The organism is Tamlana sp. s12 (assembly GCF_016767215.1).
Lineage (GTDB): Bacteria > Bacteroidota > Bacteroidia > Flavobacteriales > Flavobacteriaceae > Pseudotamlana > Pseudotamlana agarivorans.
The window spans coordinates 2,743,822-2,766,390 of the sequence record NZ_CP068547.1; the positions used below are offsets into that span (position 1 = coordinate 2,743,822).

The following is a 22,569-nucleotide window of genomic DNA, read 5'->3' on the forward strand; positions in this document are numbered from 1 at the left end:
CCATATATAATGAAAACCATAACATTTATTACCAGCGAAAACGATATTATTGAAACCCAAGCCAACTCTGGAAGTCTCATGGAATTGGCTGTAAAAAACAAAGTAAAAGGCATTGATGGCGACTGTGGAGGTGTTTGCTCTTGTGCCACTTGCCACGTTCATGTAAACCAAGAATTCTGGAATGCCGTTGGAGGTCCAAGCGAGTTGGAAAGCGACATGTTAGAATTTGATGACAATGTGAGCGATTACAGCCGATTATCATGCCAGATGCAAGTAAGTGAAGTTCCTGACGGATTGGTTCTTAAAGTCGCAAAATAACAAGCCATGCAAGCTACAACAGACCAAACCTGTGTTATTATAGGTGCCAGTCATGCTGGTATAAACTGTGCTTTTGCGCTACGGAAGGAAGGTTGGGAAGGCACTATTATCATCTACGATAAAGACCCCGAATTCCCATACCACAGACCACCGCTTTCTAAAGCCTATTTAACTAGCGAAGCAGGAACCGAACACAGTTTACTTTTTCCGAAGGAAAACTACGCCGAGGATAACATTCAACTAAAACTGGGGGTTTCCGTACTATCTATTCATGCTGAAAAACAAATAATTACCCTGAGTGACGGGAGCGAACAACCCTACCATAAACTAGTATTGGCCACTGGTGCCCGTCCGTTTATACCGCCAATAGAAGGCATGGCCACGGCAAAAAATGTTTTCCCGATGCGCACCGCCGCAGATGCGAATAACATCAGGCAAGCTTTTAGTACCGCTCCTAAAAAACGTGTGCTAATCATTGGAGGCGGCTATATTGGCTTAGAAACAGCAGCCTCATTAAAAAAACTAGGGGCTGAAGTTAGCGTTCTAGAACGTGAATCGCGGGTTTTGGCTCGTGTTACAACTCCCGAGATGTCGGCATTTTTCACAAAACTTCACGAACAAAACGGTGTAAATATCCTAACAGACAAAACGGTTACTAAAATAACACCATTACCAGAAGGAAATTTAGTGCATTGCAGTGATAACTCACAGTACGAAGCCGATGTTATTGTCGTTGGCGTAGGTATTTCAGTCAATACCGAATTGGCTCAAAGTGCCAATTTAATACTTGAAAACGGCATTAAAGTGTCGGCCTCTTGTCAAACTAGTAATCCAAATATTTATGCCATTGGCGATTGCACTTTTCATTACAATATACATTACCAAACCAACATACGCTTAGAATCGGTGCAAAATGCCGTAGATCAAGCTAAAGTAGCTGCCAAGGCCATTTGCGGTCAACCGGAAGTAATTTATGATAGCATCCCATGGTTCTGGTCCGATCAATTCGATGTCAAATTACAAATCGTCGGACTATCAGCAGGCTACAACAATTTGGTCATTCGAAATGAAGAAACCGAAAACAGTTTTTCTATGTGGTATTTTAAAGATGAGGAACTCCTTGCTGTTGATGCCGTAAATTTCGCAAAAGCATACATGCTGGGAACGCGATTTATAAAAGCCAAACAAAGAATAGACAAGATTAAACTTGCTGATACCAGCATTCCATTTAAACCAAACAGTTTTATTTAAAAACCATAACTCATGCCATTACAAGCTAAATCGGCCATTGCTACCGCCGATGGAAAATTTATTATAGATCACATTACCATTGCCGAACCACAAGCCGACGAAATTATTGTCAAAATCCAGGCTGCTGGATTGTGTCATACCGACCACGACTCCCTAAACTGGGGTAAGCCCATTATTCTAGGTCACGAAGGTGCCGGTATCGTTCACCAAATAGGAAGCGGAATAACCGATTTTAAAGTGGGCGATAAAGTCATTTTAAACTGGGCCACGCCTTGTATGACTTGTTTCCAATGCCAAGAAGGCAATCAGCATATTTGCGAAAACAATTCACCCGTAACAGCTGGCGGAAACGGCTACACACCAGGACATGCCCATTTAGAAGGATCCACATGGCATAACAAACCCATCGAGCGCTCTTTCAACATAGGAACTTTAGCAGAATACACATTAGTAAAAGCTTCAGCATGTGTAAAACTTAATAGCGATATGCCTATGCCTTCAGCAAGTATTATTAGTTGTGGGGTTATGACGGGTTATGGCTCGGTAGTCAATTCAGCTAAATTAAGTGCTGGTAGTTCTGCTGTTGTTTTAGGCACAGGCGGCGTTGGACTTAATGTTATTCAAGGTGCTAAAGTGTCGGGAGCTGCTAAAATTATTGCTATCGATATCAACCAAGAGCGTTTAGAAATGGCGAAACAATTTGGTGCGACACACACGATTTTAGCCGATAAAGCGGATATTGGCTTACAAAAAGCTGCCCAAACCGTTAAAAGTTTAACCGATGGACGCGGTGCCGATTACGCCTTTGAATGTACTGCCGTTCCAGCCCTAGGTGCTGCGCCACTTGCCATGATTAGAAATGCGGGAACAGCGGTTCAAGTTAGTGGGATTGAAGAAGAGATCACCATCGATATGAATTTATTCGAATGGGATAAAATTTATATCAATCCGCTTTACGGAAAATGCCGTCCAGACATTGATTTCCCTAAACTCGTATCGCTTTATGACAAAGGAGATTTGCTTTTAGATGAAATGATTACTAGAACGTATCCGCTAGAAAACTTGCAACGAGCTTTTGACGATATGCTTGCAGGAAGAAACGCTAAAGGCGTTATCGTTTTTGAATAAAAGAAACCGCATTAAAATCAACTAAAAGGCATGGCATCAATTTTTAAAACCACCGAAATTTCAAATCCTGAATTTGAAAGGAATAACTTAAGATTCATTACGGTTAAAACCAAGAATTTAAATGGTCGCGGCGATATTTGCGTATTTGTTCCGCCATTTAAAAACCTTGAAAACCTACCTATTGTAACACTTTTACATGGTGTTTATGGTAGTGCCTGGATTTGGGCGCACAAAGCCGGAGTTCATTTTACGGCTTTAAAATTGATGGAAGCAGGAGTCATTAAACCTATGGTCATTGCCATGCCTTCCGATGGTTTATGGGGCGATGGTTCGGCCTATTTACCACATAACGAAGCGAATTACGAAGCTTGGATTGTAGATGATGTTATTGCGGCTGTTAACGAAAACATTGCTTGCACCAGTGAAGCCTCACCCCTATTTATCTCGGGTTTATCCATGGGTGGGTTTGGTGCCTTACGATTAGGCGCTAAATACTGTAAAAAGTATCAAGGAATTTCAGCACATTCTTCAATCACCAATACCAATCAGATGCATTTGTTTGTGGAAGAAGACGAAGCAAACTACAAGCAAAAAAATCGCCATAATGAAGATGTGTTTCAAACCATGCTTACAAACAAAAACCAGTTACCACCAGTTCGATTTGACTGCGGAAAAAATGATTTACTAATTGAATACAACCGTGATCTTCATCAGAAATTAATTTCAGAAAACATCCCTCATAATTACCAAGAATTTGAAGGTGCTCATGAATGGTCCTACTGGCAAGAGCATGTGAAAAAATCCCTATTGTTTTTCAGTAACTTGACATAAACCTCTAAAATAGTAGGTTTTAACCAGGTTGTTTAGTTCGTGTCTAGTCTAGTTTTAAGGCTAAAAGCCTATTAATCTGTAATATTATCCAAACTAATTTAAAACCTACTTATGACTAATACACAACGCATTTTATGTGCATTATTATTTTCTATTATCCAGACGCAAGCCCAGGATTGGTCGGGAATACCGATACCAGCAAACGCAGGATCTGGAAAGATTTGGGAACTTCAAGACAATGTTTCTGATGATTTTAATTACAATTTCAACGCCTCCTCTTGGTCTAATTTCGGAAATAATAAGTGGTACAATTTCTATCACAACGCATGGGATGGCCCTGGGTATACCTATTGGAAAAATGGAAACGTTACCGTCGATGGTAGCGATTTGGTAATTAACGTTGGTTATACCTCCGAAAACAGTAAAGGTGGTAGCTACGGCGTTGCTTCTGGCTGTGTTACTTCCAACAATAAAGTTAAGTTCCCAGTATATGTGGAATCGGCTATAAGTGTTGCCAATATTTCCTTGGCTTCCTGTTTTTGGCTATTAAGCCCCGACGATACCGAAGAAATCGACATTATTGAAAACTACGGAGGGGTTAACGGCTTTAAACATTTAACCCACATTAGCCACCACTCTTTTGTTCGTAGCCCCTTTACCGATTACCAACCAAGAGATTGGAATTCCTGGTATCCAGACAGTAGAGTTTCTTCTAATTACGGTTGGGGAGACTGGTGTTATAACAATGGGGGTGCACGCCGTTACATGCGAATGGGGGTAAATTGGATTGGTCCAAAACACTTCGAATATTATATAGACGGCGAGCTAGTTCGTGTTATGTACTACAACGCCATCGCTACAAAATTCAACGGCACTTGGGAGTATACCTATTTTAATTCTATGAATTGGAATGTAAACGGTTATAACTTACCTACAAACAACAGTTCCGGATATACCGATGTTACCGTACATGCCACATCAAGCACGTATAATTTTAACACCCTAAAAGAAACATCCAACGCTTCTAACGGGTATAATGTTATAGATCCAGCTTGGTTTCAAGGTGGAGACGATAGCGATATCGATGGAAATGGTATTACTGTGGAAGCTAAAGGTTTCACCAAAGAAATGGACATCATAATTAATATGGAATCTCAAAGTTGGTTAACGGGCTCAACGCCTTCTAATGCCGATTTAAACGACCCTGCAAAAAACCAAATGAAAGTAGACTGGATACGTGTGTATAAGCCTGTAAACGACCCTTCATCTGGAGGCGGATCGGGATCGAGCTCCTCCTTAATTATCGAAGCCGAAGATTTCATCAACACACACGGTACTTACGATGACGGTTATGTACCGTACGGTGTAAATAAAAGTTCTGTTGGCATCAATTATGTTAACGAAGGCGATGAAGCAGAATACACCTTAAATGTAGCTAATGATTTGGCTGGCGAATACAACATTGCGTACCAAATTTCAACGCCTTTAGACGATACTAAAATAGCAATTTACTTAGATGGCGTTTTGGTTAGTGATGATGCCGTTACAAACAACGGAAGTTGGGATAGCTACCAGGCGCTTACTGCTGGAATTACTATTACCTTGCCTGCAGGAACACACAATGTTAAAATTGTAGCTTCCGGTACCAACGCATGGCAATGGAATTTAGATAAAATTGTGTTTTCCCTAGAAAACAGCTTATCAACACCAGAAATCACTCACGAAGATGTTGCTATCTACCCAAATCCGGCAAGTCAAATCATTAATATAAAAAGTAAAGTACTTATAAACCATATTGAAGTTTACAATGTACTGGGGGCAAAAGTGCTAGAAAAGCATTCAGAATTCAGTACGATTTCTGTAGCGGATTTAAAACCAGGAAACTATTTTTTACGATTAGCCACAGCAAATGGAAGCATAACTAAACATATTGTAGTAAAACATAATTAAAAATTAATCTAAACCCGATTCATTTTGAATAGCCTGGGAGGCTTCTAGCAATTTATCAATAAGAAGCTCCCCAATGCTATTTTTTTCATCAATAGAAGATAAGGACGAAATGGCCAAGGCACAATACATATTAGAATTCGGATTACCGATAGCTACGGCTATATCTGTAACCCCCATGGTTAGATCGCTTTGCGAAATTTCGTGCTTATCTTTATTTATACGTTGAAGACGTTCTTTAAAATCTTTTTGCTCTTTTTTAGAAAGGCTGATAAACTCTTGATTATTATTTAATAACTCATTCAGCTTATCGCCTTCTAAATGAGCCAATAATACACGACCCGAAGCGGTTTTTGTTAAAGGAAACAAACTCCCTTCTTCAATGGACAACGATACCGGCCCAGGACTTTTCATTTGAGAAACCACCATAAGCTGTCCATGATATATAATACTTAAATGGCAAGATTGCTTGGTACTATTAGAAAGCTCTTCCATAACAGGTTTTGAAGCTTTTAGCAAACCATCAATAGGACTGTGCCTATGAGATAACTGATAGAGTTTTAAGGACAACGAGTATTTACCAGATTGAGCACTTTTAAGTAAGTAGCCGCGCTGCTCTAAACACACGAGCATACGATATAACTCATTTGGCGATTTATTTAAGCCTTGGGCGATTTCCATTTGAGATTGCGGAATTTTTATCTGAGATAGATATTCTAAAATATCCAAACCCTTATCTAATGCAGGTGCTACGTATTTACTCATAATGCTGTTTTATTAGAAACCAAAAATAATGGTATTTGAAACAATAACCACAATTTTAATTATTCAAATATAAATATTATATTTACATCTGAATAAATATAACAACTATGATAACTAAATTTTCACAACTTTTACTGTACTTTTCTTTTCTGTTAAGCACAGTATTAACGTATGCACAACCCAACACCACACTTGCACTTGAAGACTCAAACCAACAAGTTATTGATTTAAGCGGCATGCGCTGGCGATTTAAAATGATGGCGCCAGGAGAAGGCGTTAAAAAAGGCCTGCATAAGTTACCTGCCGAAGACATTGAAACCTTAGTATGGAACAACGCTAAAGTTCCGGGCGATGTCTACACCGATCTTTGGAAAGCAGGCATTATTGAAGATCCTCATTTCGGACGAAACAGCGTAAAAGCACAATGGGTACAACAATACGAATGGTGGTACGCTTTACAATTTAGTGTTACCGAAGATGTAGAAAACCAATTAGTAGACCTAGTTTTTGAAGGCGTAGATTATGCCTGTGAGGTGTGGCTAAACGGTCATTATTTAGGAAAACATGAAGGGGTATTTTCTAAATTTTCTTTTGATGTTGCCGATTTTCTTCGTATCCATAAATACGATTTCCTAAAAGGCCGAAACATGCTCGTGGTTAAATTAGACACACCGCCGCAAGTAAACGCTTTTGTTGCCGGAAAAAAAACACCTTGGTTTGGCGATTATTGGAGAGACATCACTCCTATTGGTATAGTACGCCCTGTTAAATTAGTACGTACAGGAAAAATCCGTTTCAAAGATGTGTATGCCAACAATACCATCAATAAAGATGGATCGGCCGATGTAAATCTTGAAATCACCTTAGAAAACACCAATAAAGTTGCTAAAGAATTTTTATTTGAAGCGGCCCTTAACGGGAAAAACTTTAAGATGAAAGAGCAAAAAGTAAGCTTTAAGAAAACCATTCAACCGGGAACTCATAAAGTCATTCAGAAAATACATTTAAAAGAAGCCAAACTATGGTGGCCATGGGATTTAGGTGACCAAAACTTATACACTGCAAAAATTGCAGTTAAAGATGGTAAACTAAATCAAGATATTAACGAAACCACTTTTGGTATTCGTGAAGTCACTTCTAAATGGAATCCTGGTTTCGTTAAAGATGTCGATGTTACCTTCCCAAGATCTACTTATATAAACGGTAAGTTTCACTTCATCCGTTCGGCATGTTGGGGTGGCCCACCAAATATTTTTGTAGGGCGTACCGAAACAAGCGATTATAAAGAATTAATTCGTTTGGCTAAAGAAATGAATATGAACAATATTCGAATCTTCGGATGGCACCCACCAGAAGTTCCTGAATTTTACCAATACTGTGATGAAATGGGTATGACCGTTTGGCAAGACATGATTCCTTTAGGAACTGGAAATATTCCTTCAGACGAAAAGAATCTAGCTGAAATATTTAACGAAGGTGTTAAAGTGGTTGTAGAACGCAGAAACCATCCATCGTTAATTATGATGGAAGGTGGTGAAGAAATGATGTTCCGTACCCGTGACCCTAAATTTGGTCGTGAATTCTTAGAGCGTTTAGGCGATTCACTGCAAGCTTATGTCGATTTACCGTATGTGCCAGATTCTCCAATGACCGATCATGTTGGGCAACAAGCAGGTTTCAAACCTAAAGAAGCCGTTCATGCCTTACGTTACTTTTACGATATGGGGAAATGGCTGCACGAAGATTGGTACCAAACCAAAGCAGACGGCTACCCTATTGTTCCAGAATTTGCAATTACCTCGGTGCCTTCCGTAGAAAGTTTAAAGAAATTTATTCCTGAAGAAGAATTATGGACTCCTGGTTTAAGTTGGGGACACCATTGGGCTGACTTAACCCGTTTACGCATGCAAAACTGGGATGTTTTTGGTAGTGAAATGAAAGGTTCTTTAGAAGAATTTGTAAATGCTACTCAAGATGCACAAGGGATTATTTTCCAAAACGGGATTGAGCATTTCCGTCGTGATAAACCAAGTTTAAGTGGTATTGCGCTTTGTCATTATATTACTTACGGACCAGACATGAAATGGGCTATTGTTGATAATTACAGAAAACCTAAAAACTCATACTACTTTGTTCAAAAGGCTTACCAACCGCTTTTAGTGAATTTTGAATTTAAAAAACGTCGTTGGGATACTAAGGAGTCTTTTGTTGGAAATATTTGGGTGATTAATGATTACTATAAATCATACAAAGATTGTACGGTAAAGTTTGAAATGAAAGACGATTCTGGAAAAGTGATTGCTAACAAAACTTTCTCCATTGATAAGATTGAAGAAAACAGTGCAAAATCATTCTTCCCGATTAAAGAAAAGGTTTTAAAATCGGTAAAATCTAAGTTTTTTGTGAACCTAGAATTAACCGATAAAAGCGGAAAAGTCATCTCTAAAAACGATTATTTCTTCCTAATTGGCGATCAAAAAGAAGCCACAAAACATTTTAACGCTTGGAAAGATGAACGTTTGAAAAACGAAAACGAAAATGGCGGATATGGTTCATACTACCACTTCTTCAAAGATTTTACAGGAGAAGATGGACAACGTTACGAGAGTCAAACACAAATTCCAAGAGCATCAGGATTTTAATAACAACTAACATTATTACTAATTGCAGAGACTGTCTAAAAACAACACCCAAATCGAAACAACTACTTAGAAACTACCAATAAATTGGGTTTTTAGATGGTCTCTTTTTTACTAGACTACGAATTATGTCAGAAAAACATATAAAATTAAAAGGAATAACCTGGGACCACAGTCGTGGTTTCACATCGGCCGTTGCTACAGCCCAACGTTTCCATGAGTTAAATCCGAATATAGAAATCACCTGGGAAAAACGTTCGTTACAAGCTTTTGCAGACGAACCAATCGATGCCCTAGCAAAACGTTATGATTTACTAATTATAGATCATCCATGGGCAGGTTTTGCAGCGCGAACAGGCGTTATCATTCCGTTAAACGAACATTTACCGAAATCTTTTTTAGACGATCAAGCCGCGAATTCGGTTGGGAAATCACACGAAAGCTATTGTTTTGATGGCTACCAAAGTGCCTTAGCCATCGATGCCGCAACGCCCGTAGCAGCAAGCAGACCAGATTTATTAAACAAACTCGGAAAAACGCTACCAAAAACTTGGGCCGATTTAATCGACTTAGCAAAGGACGGCTTGGTAGCCATTCCTGGGATTCCGCAGGATACTCTAATGAGTTTTTATATGATTTGTTGCACGCTTGGTGAAGATGTGGCCCTAACAAAAGAGTATTTTGTTTCGGAAGACATCGGACTAAAAGCCTTAGATATTTTAAGAGATTTAGGTCAGTATATTGATGCTTCTTGCTACGACATGAACCCCATTAAGGTTTACGAAGCCATGACACGCAGCGATAAATTTGCCTACTCCCCTTTTGCTTACGGCTACACCAACTACTCGAAACGCGGCTATGCCAATCATATTTTAAAATTTCATGATACCGTTACTTTGGAAGGTCAGCATTTAATTACCACTTTAGGTGGAACGGGTTTAGCCATTTCATCAAATTCAAAACATAAAGAAACCGCTTTGGCTTACGCCGAATATGTAGCGTCGCCTAAAACTCAAAAAACCGTATTCTTTGATTATGGCGGGCAACCCGGACACCGAGAAGCTTGGTTAGATACCACGAATAATTTCAATGCTTTAGATTATTTTAAAGACACGCTACCCACTTTGGATAGAGCCTTTTTAAGACCACGTTACCACGGACACATGTATTTTCAGGATAATGCAGGGGCTCCTATTCGTGAGTTTATGAAAAACGGTGGCCATGCCAAATCGCTTTTAGATAGCTTGAATAAATTGTATCTTGAATCTTTAAAGAAAACAACCTAATCATTTATAAATGTTACCATTAGAAGGCATTACCGTATTAGAGTTTGCGCAATTCATGGCAGGGCCATCGGCTGGATTAAAAATGGCCGATTTAGGTGCTCGTGTGATAAAAATTGAACGTCCAGGTTCTGGTGAAGCGGGCCGACAAATTGCGCTTAAAAATATTTTTATTGATGAAAGCTCTATGGTGTTTCATACGGCCAATCGAAATAAACAATCGTATGCAGCCAATTTAAAAGACCCAGACGATTTAGAAAAGGTTAAAAAACTCATTGCGCAGGCCGATGTGATGACCCATAATTTCCGACCAGGCGTTATGGAAAAAATTGGTTTAGATTATGAAACTGTAGCTGCTATAAATCCTAAAATGGTGTACGGTGTGGTTTCTGGATATGGTCCCGTTGGTCCTTGGGCTACCAAACCCGGACAAGATCTACTTATTCAGTCCTTGTCGGGCTTTGTTAATTTATCGGGAAACGAAGCCGATGAACCCACAGCCACAGGACTAGCCACTTCTGATATTTTTACAGGAGTCCATTTAGTTCAAGGTATTTTAGCTGCACTTATTGCCAGAAACCGCACCGGAAAAGGCTCTAAAGTTGAAGTAAGTTTATTGGAGTCGACTTTAGACATTCAGTTTGAACTGTTAACTACTTTCTTAAATGATGACGAAACACTACCAAAAAGAGCAAAAAAAGGCAATGCCCACGTGTATCTAGAGGCTCCTTATGGTATTTATGAAACCAAAGATGGGCACATCAGTATTGCGTTAACACCTTTAGATACTTTGGCAAAAGCGATGAACTTGCAACTTCCTGATGCTTTTCAAAATCCGAAAGTATGGTATGAAAAACGCGATGACATCATGGCCTTTTTACAAGAACAACTCATTAAAGAAACCTCAGAACATTGGTTATCTATTTTTGAAGCTTTAGACTTTAGAGTTTCAGAAGTATTTGATTATAAAACTTTATTGAATCATGAAGGCTACAAAATCCTTCAAATGGATCAAGAGGTTGAAACTTCCGATGGTATTTCAATGAAAACCACGCGCTGCCCCATCCGAATTGATGGCAATCGTATTTTCAATAAAAAATCGGCACCAAAAGTGGGTGAAGATAATGCTTTAATAGAAAAAGAATTTAATCTAAGTTAATCATGAAAAAACCATTAGAAGGCATTTTAGTTGTAGACTTTAGTCAGTATTTATCTGGCCCTTCAGCGAGTTTAAGATTGGCTGATTTAGGTGCTAGAGTCATTAAAATAGAAAAACCAGAAACTGGAGATTTGTGTCGTGAATTGCATTTTTCGAATCTGGTCATGAATGGAGAATCTTCCATGTTTCATGCCATCAACAGAAATAAGCAGAGTTACGCAGCGAACATGAAAGCTGCCAATGAACGCGAAAAAGTCTATCAATTAATCCAAAAGGCCGATGTTTTAATTCATAATTTCAGACCTGGTGTTGTAGACAAACTAGGCATTGATTTTGAAACCATAAAATCTATAAATTCTAAAATCGTTTATGCTGAACTATCAGGTTATGGCAAAGAAGGCGTTTGGAAAGACAAACCAGGACTAGATTTATTATTGCAATCACTTTCAGGATTAACACAATTAAACGGAAACGATGGCGCAGGCCCTATCCCTATTGGATTGGCCGTAGTAGATATTTTATCTGGCGCCCATTTAGCACAAGGTATTTTAGCCTGTTTGTACAGAAAAGAAACCACGGGTGAAGGCGGTCGCGTGGAAGTTAGCATGCTGGAATCGGCCTTAGAATACCAGTTTGAATCCATTACCTGTTACTTTAGAGACGGCGGGCAACCAACCATCCGACCTAAAAGCAATTCGGCACATGCCTATTTAGGTGCACCTTACGGGGTTTACGCGACTAAAAATGGCGCTATGGCTTTGGCCATGGGATCTATTCCTTTTATTGGCGGTTTAATAGGTTGTGAAGCTTTATCAAAATATGAAACACCTGAAAGTTGGTTTAATCAAAGAGATGAGATTAAAGACATCCTTGCCAAACACCTAGCTACAAAAGACACGAAAGCGTGGTTAGCCGTTTTAGAACCTGCCGATATTTGGTGTGCCGAAATCATGGATTGGAAAACACTCATGGATCAAGACGCCTTTAAAATTTTAGAGATGATTCAGGAAGTTAACATGGCCGACGGCTACCGTTATAAAACGACACGTTGCCCGATTCAAATTAATGGTGCTTGGTTAACCTCGGAAATTGGCAGTCCCGTTTTAGGCGAACACAATGAGAAAATCAATAAAGAACTAGCATCGTAATAACTGAATTTTATGAGTGATTTATCAACCAACATACTAGTCAAAAAAGAAGCAGGCCTTGCTACCATTAGCTTAAACAGGCCTAAAGCGAATAGTTATTACAAAGACTTTTTAGAATTAATTAGCCAAGCTGTAAAAGAAGCTAGCGCAGACGATGCTATCAAAGTTATTTTAATCAATAGCACTTCCGAAAAGTTTTTCTGCGCTGGAGCTGATATTAAAATCTTCAGTAGCAATACTACCGAACAAAATGCCGAGATGGTAAAAGCCGCTCGCGAAGTTTCCGAAGCGATTACCTCAAGCAGTAAAATTGTTATTGCAGCCGTTAGCGGTCATGTTTTAGGTGGCGGATTAGAAATGATTATGGCTTGCGACATCCGTCTTGCTTCAGAAGGCAACTATTTAATTGGCTTACCCGAAGTTAAACTAGGCTTAATGCCTGGAAACGGCGGTACACCAAGACTCATCGATTTAATTGGAGCAAGTAGAGCCATGGAATTGTTGGTAACCGGAAACAACATATCACCACAAAAAGCTTATGATTATGGCCTATTTAATCAATTATACCCTGCGGATGCCTTTGAATTAAGCGTAACACATTATGTAAATGAATTAGCGCAAGGCGCCGGACAAGCCATGGCGACCATTAAACATTATGTGCAAAAACATAAAGGCATGAACTTACAAGAATCGTTAGATTACGAAACCACATCGGTTAACGCCTTGTACGATACGCATGATGCTAAAGAAGGTTTTTTAGCCTTTGTAGAAAAGCGTACACCAAAATTTTATTAACCAATAAAACATACTAATAATGGCAAAAGAAATTAAACATTACCCCTGTTTCATCAATGGTGAGTGGTTAGATTCCTCAAAAAGAGCACTTATTGAAGTAGAAAACCCAGCTAACAATGACGTTTTTGCAACGGTTACCGCATGTACAGAAGCAGACGTGCAATATGCTTTAGAAACTTCAGAAAAAGCGCAATTTGGATGGCAATTAACACCTGCTCAAACGAGAGCCAATTACATTTATGCCATTTGTGATCGTTTGAAAGCGGAACGGGAATATTTCGCCAAATTATTAGTTATGGAGCAAGGAAAAACCTACGCTGAAGCCCTTGGTGAAGTTGATGACACGATTCGCTATATGACCTATTCCGCGGAAGCAGGACGTCGTATTCAAGGTGCCATTTTTCCAACTGAAAATGCAAACGAGCGTTTAGAGATCCATAAAGTTCCTTATGGCGTTACCGTGGCATTGTGTGCCTTTAATTATCCTTTAGCTTTAATCGGACGAAAATTAGGTCCGGCTTTGGTTACCGGAAATACCATTATTTTAAAACCACATGAATTAACCCCTGTAACTGCTTCAGAATTTTGCCGATTGGTAGAAGACGCAGGCCTTCCTAAAGGCGTTGTTAATATGGTAGCGACACAAAATGCACAAACCGCTTCTTTATTAGTTGAAAGTCCAATTACCAAATTAATCAGTTTAACCGGAAGTACCAATGCGGGACGCGCCATGTATCGCGCTGCTGCGAATAACATTACAGGCCTAATTTTAGAACTGGGTGGTAAAGCACCATTTATTGTTTTAGATGATGCGGATATCGATAAGGCTGTTGAAGCTGCCGCCATTTCTAGATATGCCAACTGCGGACAAGTATGTATTTGCAACGAAATGGTGATGGTTGACGAAAAAATAGCTGATGAATTTACCGAAAAACTCATTAAACGTGTGGCACAGATTAAAACGGGTAACCCATTTGATACTTCGATAAATATGGGTCCCAATGTAAGTTCGCAAGGTTTAGCACGCGTGCAAGATTTAGTAAATCAAGATATTGCCAATGGCGCCGAACTGGTTATGGGAGGCGGCCGACCAGAAGGTGCTGAATTTGAAAAAGGCAACTGGTTTGCTCCAACCATTCTTACCAACGTTAAAAACGGCGATGCCACAACAAAACACGAATTATTCGCGCCTGTTTTACCCATCATTAAAGTAAATGGTTTTGATGAAGCTATGGCCTATTCGAATGCCAGAGAAGAAGGTTTATCGGCATACTTATTTACCAATAATTATAAGATTCATCAAAAAGCCATTGATCAATTACAGGTGGGAACAATTTTCATCAACAAACAAATTGTTGGCTATATTCAAGGCTATCATTCGGGGCATAAAACCTCGGGAATTGGTGGTGAAGATGGTATTTATGGTATAGAACATCATTTACAAAAACGCACGGTTTATTTGGAGTATTAATACTAAAATTAAAATCTAGACCTTTCAGGTTTTTTAAACCTGAAAGGTCTAATATATCAAAATTTGTGAGTCCGTCACAAATAATAAATAACTATAAAAAAGAAAAACATGACTTATAAACAATCTATTTTAACTCTACTCCTTCTGCCCGCATTTCTTACCAATTGCGGCTGTTCATCAGATTCAGAAAAAGACACATCTAACGGGTCTAAACCCGTAGCTGTAAATGATGTTTTAGAAGTTGAAGAAAACAGTACTTCAGGAACCACCAACCAAATTGATGTATCTAAAAATGATACTGTTGAAGATGTAGATTCAGCAACTTTCAGTCTCACTTCACAAGCCAACAACGGTACCGTAAGCGAAATTGATGAAGGTGTGTTTGAATACATTCCTAATGAAAATTACACAGGAACCGACAGCTTCGATTATAAACTTACAGACGATCAAGGCAACAGTGATGAAGCGACCGTTAATGTAACAGTAACCCCTTGGGTACCTAGCGCTGAGGATTTCGAAAATATAGACCCGAACTTCCCATCCTTTGTCTCGGTTAGAAACACAACGCCGGATAATAAAAAATGGGTAAAATTAGAAGCCATGTCTGATGAGTTTGACGCTTGGAACAGTTCAAAATGGTTTAAGTCCAATTGGCACTATGGGGTACCTGTTTTTATGTCGACTTCTAATAATAACTCGGGGGTTAGCAACGGTAATTTATGGATTAAAGCCACTTTAAATGAAAACAATCCTGACGATCGTTGGTTCCAGACTGCTAGAATTCATTCCAGAGCGAAAACCTCTTATCCGATGTATACCGAAGCACGCATTAAGGCTGCTCATATTTCGGCATACAACACGTATTGGTTAAACAATGGCGATATTAATAATAGAGATGAAATCGACATCATTGAAAACAACTCAAAACCGTCTTGTAATTGTCAGCCAGATTTCCCAAATCAGATGAATTCGCAATACTTTCAAGCTGATGACAGCAAAACACCGCAAACCATAAGAAATTATGGAAACTTTTTAAGATCAGATTTAGCTGCTACGAATCCGCTGCGCAATGTTGGCTGGAATGAAGACTACCACACTTTTGGCGTATGGTGGCAAGATTCGAAGCACATTCAGTTTTATTTAAATGGACAACCAGCAGGAAGCGTTGTAGTTGGTGAAGACCGAAATGGAAACACTTACTCCGAGCGTGAATTTACACGAGAATTAGAAATTATATTCGATTTATGGACCAACGCTGCCGATTATTTAGGAGGACTTCCTCCAAAAAGTGATTTAAATGATAATAGCATCAATACCATGTACATTGATTGGGTACGTACTTGGACCTTAGAAGACGAATAGCATTTGCTACTTTAATTTAACACTTGATTATACTTTAGCCCTTTAAGAACTAAACCTCTGAAAGGGCTTTTTAATGGCCAAAAGGAAAGTAGTCCATCATCATTATATTTAGAAATCCCACCACAATTTAAAGGTTTGTAAACTGTCGGTTAAATTAACCTGCTGCCCTATTAATGGCGTTATCACTCTTATGTTTTTGTTTTTAGCGGCTTCAACCATTTTTTCTAAAGGTTCATTCCAAGCATGATTTGCTAAAGTAAATTTAGCCGTATGCACAGGTAGAATGGATTTAGCTTGCAAATCGGTAGCGGCTACTAACTGTTCCCCTGGTAGCATATGAATGTATTTCCAATTTTTATCATACTGTCCGTTTTCTAAAATCACCAAATCGAATGGTCCGTACTGTTCTCCTATGGTTTTAAAATGCGTATAATAACCACTATCCCCTCCTATATAAATATTAGAACTAGGCGTTTTAAGTACGAAGGAAGCCCATAGCGTTTGGGCTCGTTTAAGGCCTCTTCCCGAAAAATGCCGTGCTGGAGTCATGTAAATTTCAAAACCGTTTTCGTTTACAACCAAGTCATTCCAACCACCTTCTACAATAATTTCTGGTTTATACCCCCAATGTTCTAAATGAGCACCATTACCAAGACCAGTAATCACCGTCTTTATTTTCGGCTGCAATTGTTTTAGGGTTCTATAATCCATATGATCCCAATGATCGTGTGACAGGAATAAGTAATCTATATCAGGGATATCTTCAGCAGTATACACATCGGTTCCTTTATAAGCTTTTGTTGTGAACGACAAAGGCGAAGCATTGCCACTAAACACAGGATCTACCAGGATTTTTTTACCATCAATTTGAATAAAATAAGACGAATGTCCCATCCAAATTAAAACAGCTTCATCCGCATTTAGCGATTTTAAATCCGTTTTCACTGAAGGGATTTCAGTAGGCTCTTTAGGTTTTGATGAAAACAAAAACTCCGATAACACCGTGCTGTAACGTACGCCTTCAGAAAGCATTGGGGTGTCATTTAAATTTTGAAAACTACCATTTTTATAATTTGGTGACTGTTTTATTCTAGCTAGACGTTCGCCGGAAGGGTGTTTACCGAAACGTTCGGTATTAAGAAACCATAGGGTTCCTATGCCTATGATGATGGCTACAAGTAATACTCCAATCATGATGTTTTTTATTAAACGCATGTTATTAAATATAACGACAAAGATAAGTTTAAAAGCACATCTAGTTTGATACAGATTTTCATAAGATGTATACTTTTTGGCTGCACCCAAAAATTTTATGTAATAGAAGTCAACGGTGACATCTAAATAACACAAGCCTAAATTATTATTCGTATATTTCTATAAAGTTAATCACATTGAGCAAAATTACCTCCCCCATAATTTGGCAATTAAACCTTATAGAAATGCCAACCAAAATCACGTTGGTTCAAGGCATTTTATTAAAAAATAACACCTTAAACATCAATAAAAGCACCAGCGTATTAAAACATTTAATGTATGTATTAAAAGCATATACATTAAAGCCCATTAAACACACAAACCTTAATATTTTTAGCAACAATAAGCTTTATTCATGTAGTACCGATAATACAGGAGCCTTTACAGCTAGCATCAACACGCCTTTAAAAGATTTTGACATTTATATTTCCGGAAATAAAACGCCATTAAAAACAGTTCAATCTTACCCTACTCATTTCCAACATAAAGACTATAAAATAAATGTTATTTCCGATATTGATGACACCATACTTGTTTCATATACTGCCAAAATTGCGAAAAGGATAAAAACGCTTTTATTGACACATCCTTCAAAAAGAAAAACAATCGCTTATACCAAATCCTTGCTTGATTTCTTTAGTAAAAATGATATCGGTATTTACTATTTATCAAAAAGTGAAAGCAATTTTTTTCAGCTACTAACACATTTTATAACACATCACAATTTACCAAAAGGACCGCTTTTATTGACACCATTTTTAAACTTCAAACAGTTATTAATGAGTTCAAAAAATAAAGCCTATAAAATAACGCATTTACGATTAATTTTTAAGAATAGTCCAAACCAAAGATTTGCTCTGATCGGAGATGATAGTCAAAAAGATTTAGAAGTGTATTACCAAATAGCGAAGGAATATCCAGAACAAGTTTTAAAAATATACATCCGAATTACCAATGATCACATTAATAAAAAACAACATGATATTAGAAATAAATATCAGAACTTACAGGTTCCTGTAACTTACTTTAAAACTCAAGACGAGATTGATTTAGACAACGAATTACAACAACTAATACAAAAATTGCCATGAAACTATTAATCGTTTTAAATCCTATTTCTGGAAATATTGACAAGAAAAGCTTTGTAAGAAAAGTAAAGGATACTTGTAAATATTATGGTATTTCCTATAAAATTTATAAAACGACAGGGCATGATGACTTAAAACAGTTAATTGAAACGCTTAAAACATTTAATCCTGATAGAGTTGCCTCTATAGGCGGAGATGGCACCACACTATTAACTGCTCTTAGCATACTGAACACCAAAATTCCGATGGGTATCGTCCCGCTTGGTTCAGCTAATGGCATGGCCGAAGAGTTAGCGATAAACAACACACCCATTGAAGCCTTTAAAGATCTTTTAACGACTCAAATAACTGGCAAACTTGATATTATTGAAGTAAACAACAAGCACTACTCCATTCACATAGGGGATGTCGGACTCAATGCACAAATTGTAGCCAACTATGAAGCCGATGAACAAAGAGGCATGATCACCTATGCTAAATACTTTTTTGACTCTTTAAAAAACACCCAACCTTTTTCTATAGAAGTACATGCCAACGGAAAAACAATTAAACGAGAAATCGTCATGGTTGCCATTTGCAATGCTAGAAAGTATGGCACTGGAGTTCCCTTAAATCTGCATGGCAGTCCTATGGATGGTAAATTTGAACTTGTTTTAATTAGTAACATTAATGTAAACAGCATTATAAGAGCTGGTCTTTCTAAATTTGATGAGAATTTTTACGCAAATAACAACGTAGAAATTATTTCCACACAACAAGCTCAATTACAATTTGAAAAAGCCCTAAAGTTACAATTAGACGGTGAAGTGATAGGTAGCTTTAAACATTTAGACATCAACATCCTTGAAGGAGCAGTCAATTTATTGACCACCGCAAACAACCCGTATCTAAAGTAATTCTAAGACTCTTCCTTTTTTTCTTTAATAAATAATCGAATTCGTATTTAGATTATTTAATCTCTAAGGGATACAACTCATCGCTATACATTTTACCATCACTCGCCGTAAAAGTAGCTCTAATCATATAAAATTGACCTTCAGGTAAATTTTTAGTAGGAACCATGTCTTTTAAAGAAAACGTTTTAACCGTAGTTCCTGATGTTTTATACAGGGCTGTTTCATCAACTAAAACTGTGTCTTTAATAGGTATCCATTGGTTTTTAAAGTGCCTAAACCATACACGAACACCACCCTCATCGGCATTAATAACTTGATGTTTTGAACCTGCATGATAGTTTACCTTCACTTGTATATGACTACCTGATTTTAGCTTCTGCAAAGCCTTTTTATTTACTATTTGAATACTAGGTTTTACCAACGGTTTCACGGTAATTTGAACTTGTTTTGAAAGCTTGGGGTTATCTTTTAAAGCCACTTTAATAGTTGTGGTTCCTGCATTCTCCAAAAAGAGCATGCCTGTATTTGATACATGAGCAACTTTAGGATGCGTACTTGTCCAAACCAATTCTTTGTTGTCGGCTAACTGCGGAGCTACTTGAGCTATAATTTGTAAACTATCTTTTTCATACAGGTCATCCTTTATAGGGTTCAGAATAATATTTTCCGCTGAAATGGGTTCATATTTCACAATCTCAAAGGTGGATTCAGTTTGCTTGTTGTTGGCAACGCTAGTAGCTGTAATTGTAGCATTCTCACCTACTTGGCCTACAGCTTTAAGCATGCCGTTTTTATCCACTTTTAAAATATTTTCATCACTAGAATGCCATAGCACTTCTTGCTCGGCATTTTTAGGCGTAAGTTCTACATCTAAAGGCATTGAAGTACCTTTTCTAATCTGTTTAGAAGTAGCTAAAAGGCTTATGTTTTCAGGATCCAAGGCATCGGTATCTAGAATCGTATTCGCTTTTTTATCATTAAAAACAACTGTTTCGCCATTTCGCCATTTTACTGTTACTTTTTTAATATGATCTTCTGCACCTAAGCCAAAATGAACGTTATTCAATAAACTTTGTGAAAATACTTCTCCCGAGGAACCAACGCGTTTGTGGTAAGTATGTTTTTCGGTTTCCAGAGTGACTTGTGCAGACGTCGCATCGATATGCGAATTTGGTGCATAGCCCACACGAACTATAGCGTAATGACCTTGCTTTTGGGTATTCTGTTTATAAAGATACCATTGCCCACCTTCACTTCCACTTAAAATATCTAAGTGCCCGTCTAAATCAAAATCAAAGGCTTGCCCCATATCTCCGTTACCAACATCACCAACGGCATTAGCACCGTGCATGGTTGTAGTTTGAAAACTATGATTTCCAGTATTTAACAGCATGTAATCTGAAGTTCTTTTTCCAATGAATCCCCAACGGTAAACGAATAAATCTTGATGACCATCGTTATTGAAATCGCCAGTAGTTACTCCCAATGAATTGCTTCCTTCGGGTAAATTCCATGCCTTTGAAACATCAACAAATTGGCCATTTTCATTTTTAAGGAGCACATCTTGTACGTTTCGGTTTTGTGGTTCAAATTCTGGTGTTACGCTCGTTATACCGCTTAAACTAAAACGGTACGCCCAAAATAAGTCGCCATTACGTACCAAAGCCGCTTTCCATCTATTTTCTCCTACAGCGCCAAAATACAAGCCATCTTCAGAGGTATCTTCTGGCCAACCTGCAGCGGTATTTTTATCGAAGCTAAAATCGTCACCAGAAACAATTTCGTGTCTTTCTTTGTTTTCTCCTAGAAAAATAGGATAGGTTGTTCCGCGGTAATTTCCTTGAGCTAAATAGTAGTAATTAGTAAGGTTAATGGTATGGTCGCCTTCAAATTCAAAGGCATCAACACCTTTATACCCTCGGGTTTTAATAGCCATTTCTTTATGAACAGGATCGCTATCTAAAAATGGAGGTTCGCCTTTTCCGCCTTCAACCGACATACCTCTAGCTAGATACAAATCTAAATCGCCATCATTGTCAATATCGATATCGCTAATCGCCATAACTTGTTCGTATTCGGGTAAATCTTTAAGCATGGTGTTAGTGACATCGGTAAAAGTAAAATCGCCGTTACCTTTCCAAATCGACATAGGTCCGTATAAAATAATATCATCGATGCCATCGACGTTAATATCAGTCACTAAGGCACGAGAAGGATGTGCATCTTGAATCCCTTCAACCGATTTAAACTTAAAGGTACCATCACCTAAATTTTCATAAAAGAAATGCTGTGGTTTTTCCTTCTTTAAACCTTCTTCATTGACTAACATAAAATCTAAATCACCATCCATATCAAAATCTCCCCAACGAGCACCACGACCACGAGCACCACGCGAAATGCCTACATCGCCAGTGTAACGAATAAATTTACCGTTATCATTTTTATAAAAATTAGCACGAGAAGGCGCTGTACCATTACCACCACCTTGGGTAAGAATTAAATCGAGATCACCATCATTGTCATAATCGCCTAATGCCGTACCATGCAAATCGTGCATAAACCATCGGGCTAAATCCTGATGATGTTTGGTAACTGAACCGTCACCATTATTCCAATACAGTTTACTGGTTTCTTCATTATGATTATTAACTATAAAATCGTAGTAGCCATCCTGATTGATATCAGCAACCGTTGGTCCACCATACTTAATAGAGTTGACTTTGTCGAGACCAGCAGACACACTAATATCCTCAAATTGGGGTATGGATAGTGTATTTTGATCTTCAACTTCCACTTTGTTTAAAGTGATATGGGCATCTCGTACTTCGATTTTTAACTGTGTTTGCCCTAAATCGGGGAAACTAACCAATGCATTTACCGTTTGCTTTCCTCTTTTAGGAATGTTAAGATTCTCAATTAACAAATGATCATTGGCATATAAACTTAAACTGGCATAATGGGCAGGATTATCTAAATAAAAATAGACCTTCTTCACCACAGTCCCAGAAATTTCTGTTTGAAATTCTAATGGATTTAGACTCGTAATGTCTGTTGCATTTGAAAAAATAACTACCTGATTCTTTTTGGAATCGTCGTGACAGGATTCTGCCATTAATAAAGTTATTAGTACAACAAAACAGACTACTAATATGGATTGAATGGATTTAAAGGTCATAAAAATGAAGATGTTAAAATTTATTCTGGCTTATACACGCGAATCCAATCTACTTTCAT

17 protein-coding genes are annotated in these 22,569 nt (G+C 38.1%); 14 read left to right on the plus strand and 3 right to left on the minus strand.

What is annotated here, in order from left to right; genetic code table 11:
- Positions 1-9 precede the first annotated feature (9 nt).
- The 5 genes from JJL45_RS11990 to JJL45_RS12010 all read left to right on the plus strand — a co-directional run bounded on the left by JJL45_RS11990 (position 10) and on the right by JJL45_RS12010 (position 5,478).
- Entirely contained in the window at positions 10-318 is a 309-nt protein-coding gene (locus JJL45_RS11990; protein ID WP_068602453.1) for a 2Fe-2S iron-sulfur cluster-binding protein, read from the plus strand.
- Positions 319-324: 6 nt separating this feature from the next.
- Positions 325-1,569 carry an NAD(P)/FAD-dependent oxidoreductase gene (locus JJL45_RS11995; protein WP_068602452.1) on the plus strand — a complete coding sequence of 415 codons (1,245 nt, stop codon included), beginning with the start codon at positions 325-327 and terminating at the stop codon, positions 1,567-1,569.
- 12 nt (positions 1,570-1,581) lie between these two features.
- Positions 1,582-2,697, plus strand: coding sequence for a Zn-dependent alcohol dehydrogenase (locus tag JJL45_RS12000; RefSeq protein WP_068602451.1), 1,116 nt, complete (start codon positions 1,582-1,584; stop codon positions 2,695-2,697).
- Between the two features lie 30 nt (positions 2,698-2,727).
- Positions 2,728-3,528, plus strand: a complete 801-nt coding sequence (locus JJL45_RS12005; RefSeq protein ID WP_068602450.1) for an alpha/beta hydrolase — start codon at positions 2,728-2,730, stop codon at positions 3,526-3,528.
- Positions 3,529-3,639: 111 nt separating this feature from the next.
- Positions 3,640-5,478: a carbohydrate-binding protein gene (locus JJL45_RS12010; RefSeq protein ID WP_068602449.1), complete on the plus strand. Its 1,839-nt coding sequence runs from the start codon at positions 3,640-3,642 to the stop codon at positions 5,476-5,478.
- 3 nt (positions 5,479-5,481) lie between these two features.
- On the opposite strand, the gene JJL45_RS12015 is transcribed toward JJL45_RS12010, so the two are convergent.
- Entirely contained in the window at positions 5,482-6,240 is a 759-nt protein-coding gene (locus JJL45_RS12015) for an IclR family transcriptional regulator (RefSeq protein ID WP_068602448.1), read from the minus strand.
- 107 nt (positions 6,241-6,347) lie between these two features.
- Here JJL45_RS12015 and JJL45_RS12020 point away from each other — a divergent pair, with 107 nt between their 5' ends.
- From JJL45_RS12020 to JJL45_RS12050, 7 genes are all read left to right on the plus strand, one after another.
- Positions 6,348-8,882 carry a glycoside hydrolase family 2 protein gene (locus JJL45_RS12020; protein ID WP_068602447.1) on the plus strand — a complete coding sequence of 845 codons (2,535 nt, stop codon included), beginning with the start codon at positions 6,348-6,350 and terminating at the stop codon, positions 8,880-8,882.
- A 125-nt stretch (positions 8,883-9,007) separates the two neighbouring features.
- On the plus strand, positions 9,008-10,165 hold the full coding sequence (locus JJL45_RS12025) for an extracellular solute-binding protein (RefSeq protein WP_068602446.1): 1,158 nt from the start codon (positions 9,008-9,010) through the stop codon (positions 10,163-10,165).
- Between the two features lie 10 nt (positions 10,166-10,175).
- Positions 10,176-11,321, plus strand: a complete 1,146-nt coding sequence (locus JJL45_RS12030; RefSeq protein WP_068602445.1) for a CaiB/BaiF CoA transferase family protein — start codon at positions 10,176-10,178, stop codon at positions 11,319-11,321.
- 2 nt (positions 11,322-11,323) lie between these two features.
- The gene (locus JJL45_RS12035; RefSeq protein ID WP_068602444.1) at positions 11,324-12,469 is read left to right on the plus strand and encodes a CaiB/BaiF CoA transferase family protein; all 1,146 of its coding nucleotides are present in this window, start codon (positions 11,324-11,326) and stop codon (positions 12,467-12,469) included.
- Positions 12,470-12,481: 12 nt separating this feature from the next.
- Positions 12,482-13,264 carry an enoyl-CoA hydratase/isomerase family protein gene (locus tag JJL45_RS12040; protein WP_068602443.1) on the plus strand — a complete coding sequence of 261 codons (783 nt, stop codon included), beginning with the start codon at positions 12,482-12,484 and terminating at the stop codon, positions 13,262-13,264.
- Positions 13,265-13,283: 19 nt separating this feature from the next.
- Entirely contained in the window at positions 13,284-14,735 is a 1,452-nt protein-coding gene (locus tag JJL45_RS12045; RefSeq protein ID WP_068602442.1) for an aldehyde dehydrogenase family protein, read from the plus strand.
- A 108-nt stretch (positions 14,736-14,843) separates the two neighbouring features.
- Positions 14,844-16,097: an Ig-like domain-containing protein gene (locus JJL45_RS12050; RefSeq protein ID WP_068602441.1), complete on the plus strand. Its 1,254-nt coding sequence runs from the start codon at positions 14,844-14,846 to the stop codon at positions 16,095-16,097.
- Positions 16,098-16,205: 108 nt separating this feature from the next.
- On the opposite strand, the gene JJL45_RS12055 is transcribed toward JJL45_RS12050, so the two are convergent.
- A complete protein-coding gene (locus JJL45_RS12055) occupies positions 16,206-17,291 on the minus strand; it encodes an MBL fold metallo-hydrolase (RefSeq protein ID WP_068602481.1) in 1,086 nt (361 codons plus the stop codon).
- 245 nt (positions 17,292-17,536) lie between these two features.
- Here JJL45_RS12055 and JJL45_RS12060 point away from each other — a divergent pair, with 245 nt between their 5' ends.
- Entirely contained in the window at positions 17,537-18,442 is a 906-nt protein-coding gene (locus tag JJL45_RS12060) for a phosphatase domain-containing protein (RefSeq protein WP_068602440.1), read from the plus strand.
- Positions 18,439-19,335 carry a diacylglycerol/lipid kinase family protein gene (locus tag JJL45_RS12065; RefSeq protein WP_068602439.1) on the plus strand — a complete coding sequence of 299 codons (897 nt, stop codon included), beginning with the start codon at positions 18,439-18,441 and terminating at the stop codon, positions 19,333-19,335. The genes JJL45_RS12060 and JJL45_RS12065 overlap by 4 nt, the downstream gene beginning before the upstream one ends.
- Positions 19,336-19,387: 52 nt before the next feature.
- Here JJL45_RS12065 and JJL45_RS12070 read toward each other — a convergent pair whose 3' ends face one another.
- Positions 19,388-22,447, minus strand: a complete 3,060-nt coding sequence (locus JJL45_RS12070; RefSeq protein ID WP_068602438.1) for an FG-GAP-like repeat-containing protein — start codon at positions 22,445-22,447, stop codon at positions 19,388-19,390.
- Positions 22,448-22,569: the final 122 nt, after the last annotated feature.

Bases quoted from the DNA above. Each gene is read 5' to 3' on its own strand.
- JJL45_RS11990 (WP_068602453.1), top strand. From the start codon at position 10: ATGAAAACCATAACATTTATTACCAGCGAAAACGATATTATTGAAACC.
- JJL45_RS11995 (WP_068602452.1), top strand. From the start codon at position 325: ATGCAAGCTACAACAGACCAAACCTGTGTTATTATAGGTGCCAGTCAT.
- JJL45_RS12000 (WP_068602451.1), top strand. From the start codon at position 1,582: ATGCCATTACAAGCTAAATCGGCCATTGCTACCGCCGATGGAAAATTT.
- JJL45_RS12005 (WP_068602450.1), top strand. From the start codon at position 2,728: ATGGCATCAATTTTTAAAACCACCGAAATTTCAAATCCTGAATTTGAA.
- JJL45_RS12010 (WP_068602449.1), top strand. From the start codon at position 3,640: ATGACTAATACACAACGCATTTTATGTGCATTATTATTTTCTATTATC.
- JJL45_RS12015 (WP_068602448.1), bottom strand. From the start codon at position 6,240: ATGAGTAAATACGTAGCACCTGCATTAGATAAGGGTTTGGATATTTTA.
- JJL45_RS12020 (WP_068602447.1), top strand. From the start codon at position 6,348: ATGATAACTAAATTTTCACAACTTTTACTGTACTTTTCTTTTCTGTTA.
- JJL45_RS12025 (WP_068602446.1), top strand. From the start codon at position 9,008: ATGTCAGAAAAACATATAAAATTAAAAGGAATAACCTGGGACCACAGT.
- JJL45_RS12030 (WP_068602445.1), top strand. From the start codon at position 10,176: ATGTTACCATTAGAAGGCATTACCGTATTAGAGTTTGCGCAATTCATG.
- JJL45_RS12035 (WP_068602444.1), top strand. From the start codon at position 11,324: ATGAAAAAACCATTAGAAGGCATTTTAGTTGTAGACTTTAGTCAGTAT.
- JJL45_RS12040 (WP_068602443.1), top strand. From the start codon at position 12,482: ATGAGTGATTTATCAACCAACATACTAGTCAAAAAAGAAGCAGGCCTT.
- JJL45_RS12045 (WP_068602442.1), top strand. From the start codon at position 13,284: ATGGCAAAAGAAATTAAACATTACCCCTGTTTCATCAATGGTGAGTGG.
- JJL45_RS12050 (WP_068602441.1), top strand. From the start codon at position 14,844: ATGACTTATAAACAATCTATTTTAACTCTACTCCTTCTGCCCGCATTT.
- JJL45_RS12055 (WP_068602481.1), bottom strand. From the start codon at position 17,291: ATGATTGGAGTATTACTTGTAGCCATCATCATAGGCATAGGAACCCTA.
- JJL45_RS12060 (WP_068602440.1), top strand. From the start codon at position 17,537: ATGCCAACCAAAATCACGTTGGTTCAAGGCATTTTATTAAAAAATAAC.
- JJL45_RS12065 (WP_068602439.1), top strand. From the start codon at position 18,439: ATGAAACTATTAATCGTTTTAAATCCTATTTCTGGAAATATTGACAAG.
- JJL45_RS12070 (WP_068602438.1), bottom strand. From the start codon at position 22,447: ATGGCAGAATCCTGTCACGACGATTCCAAAAAGAATCAGGTAGTTATT.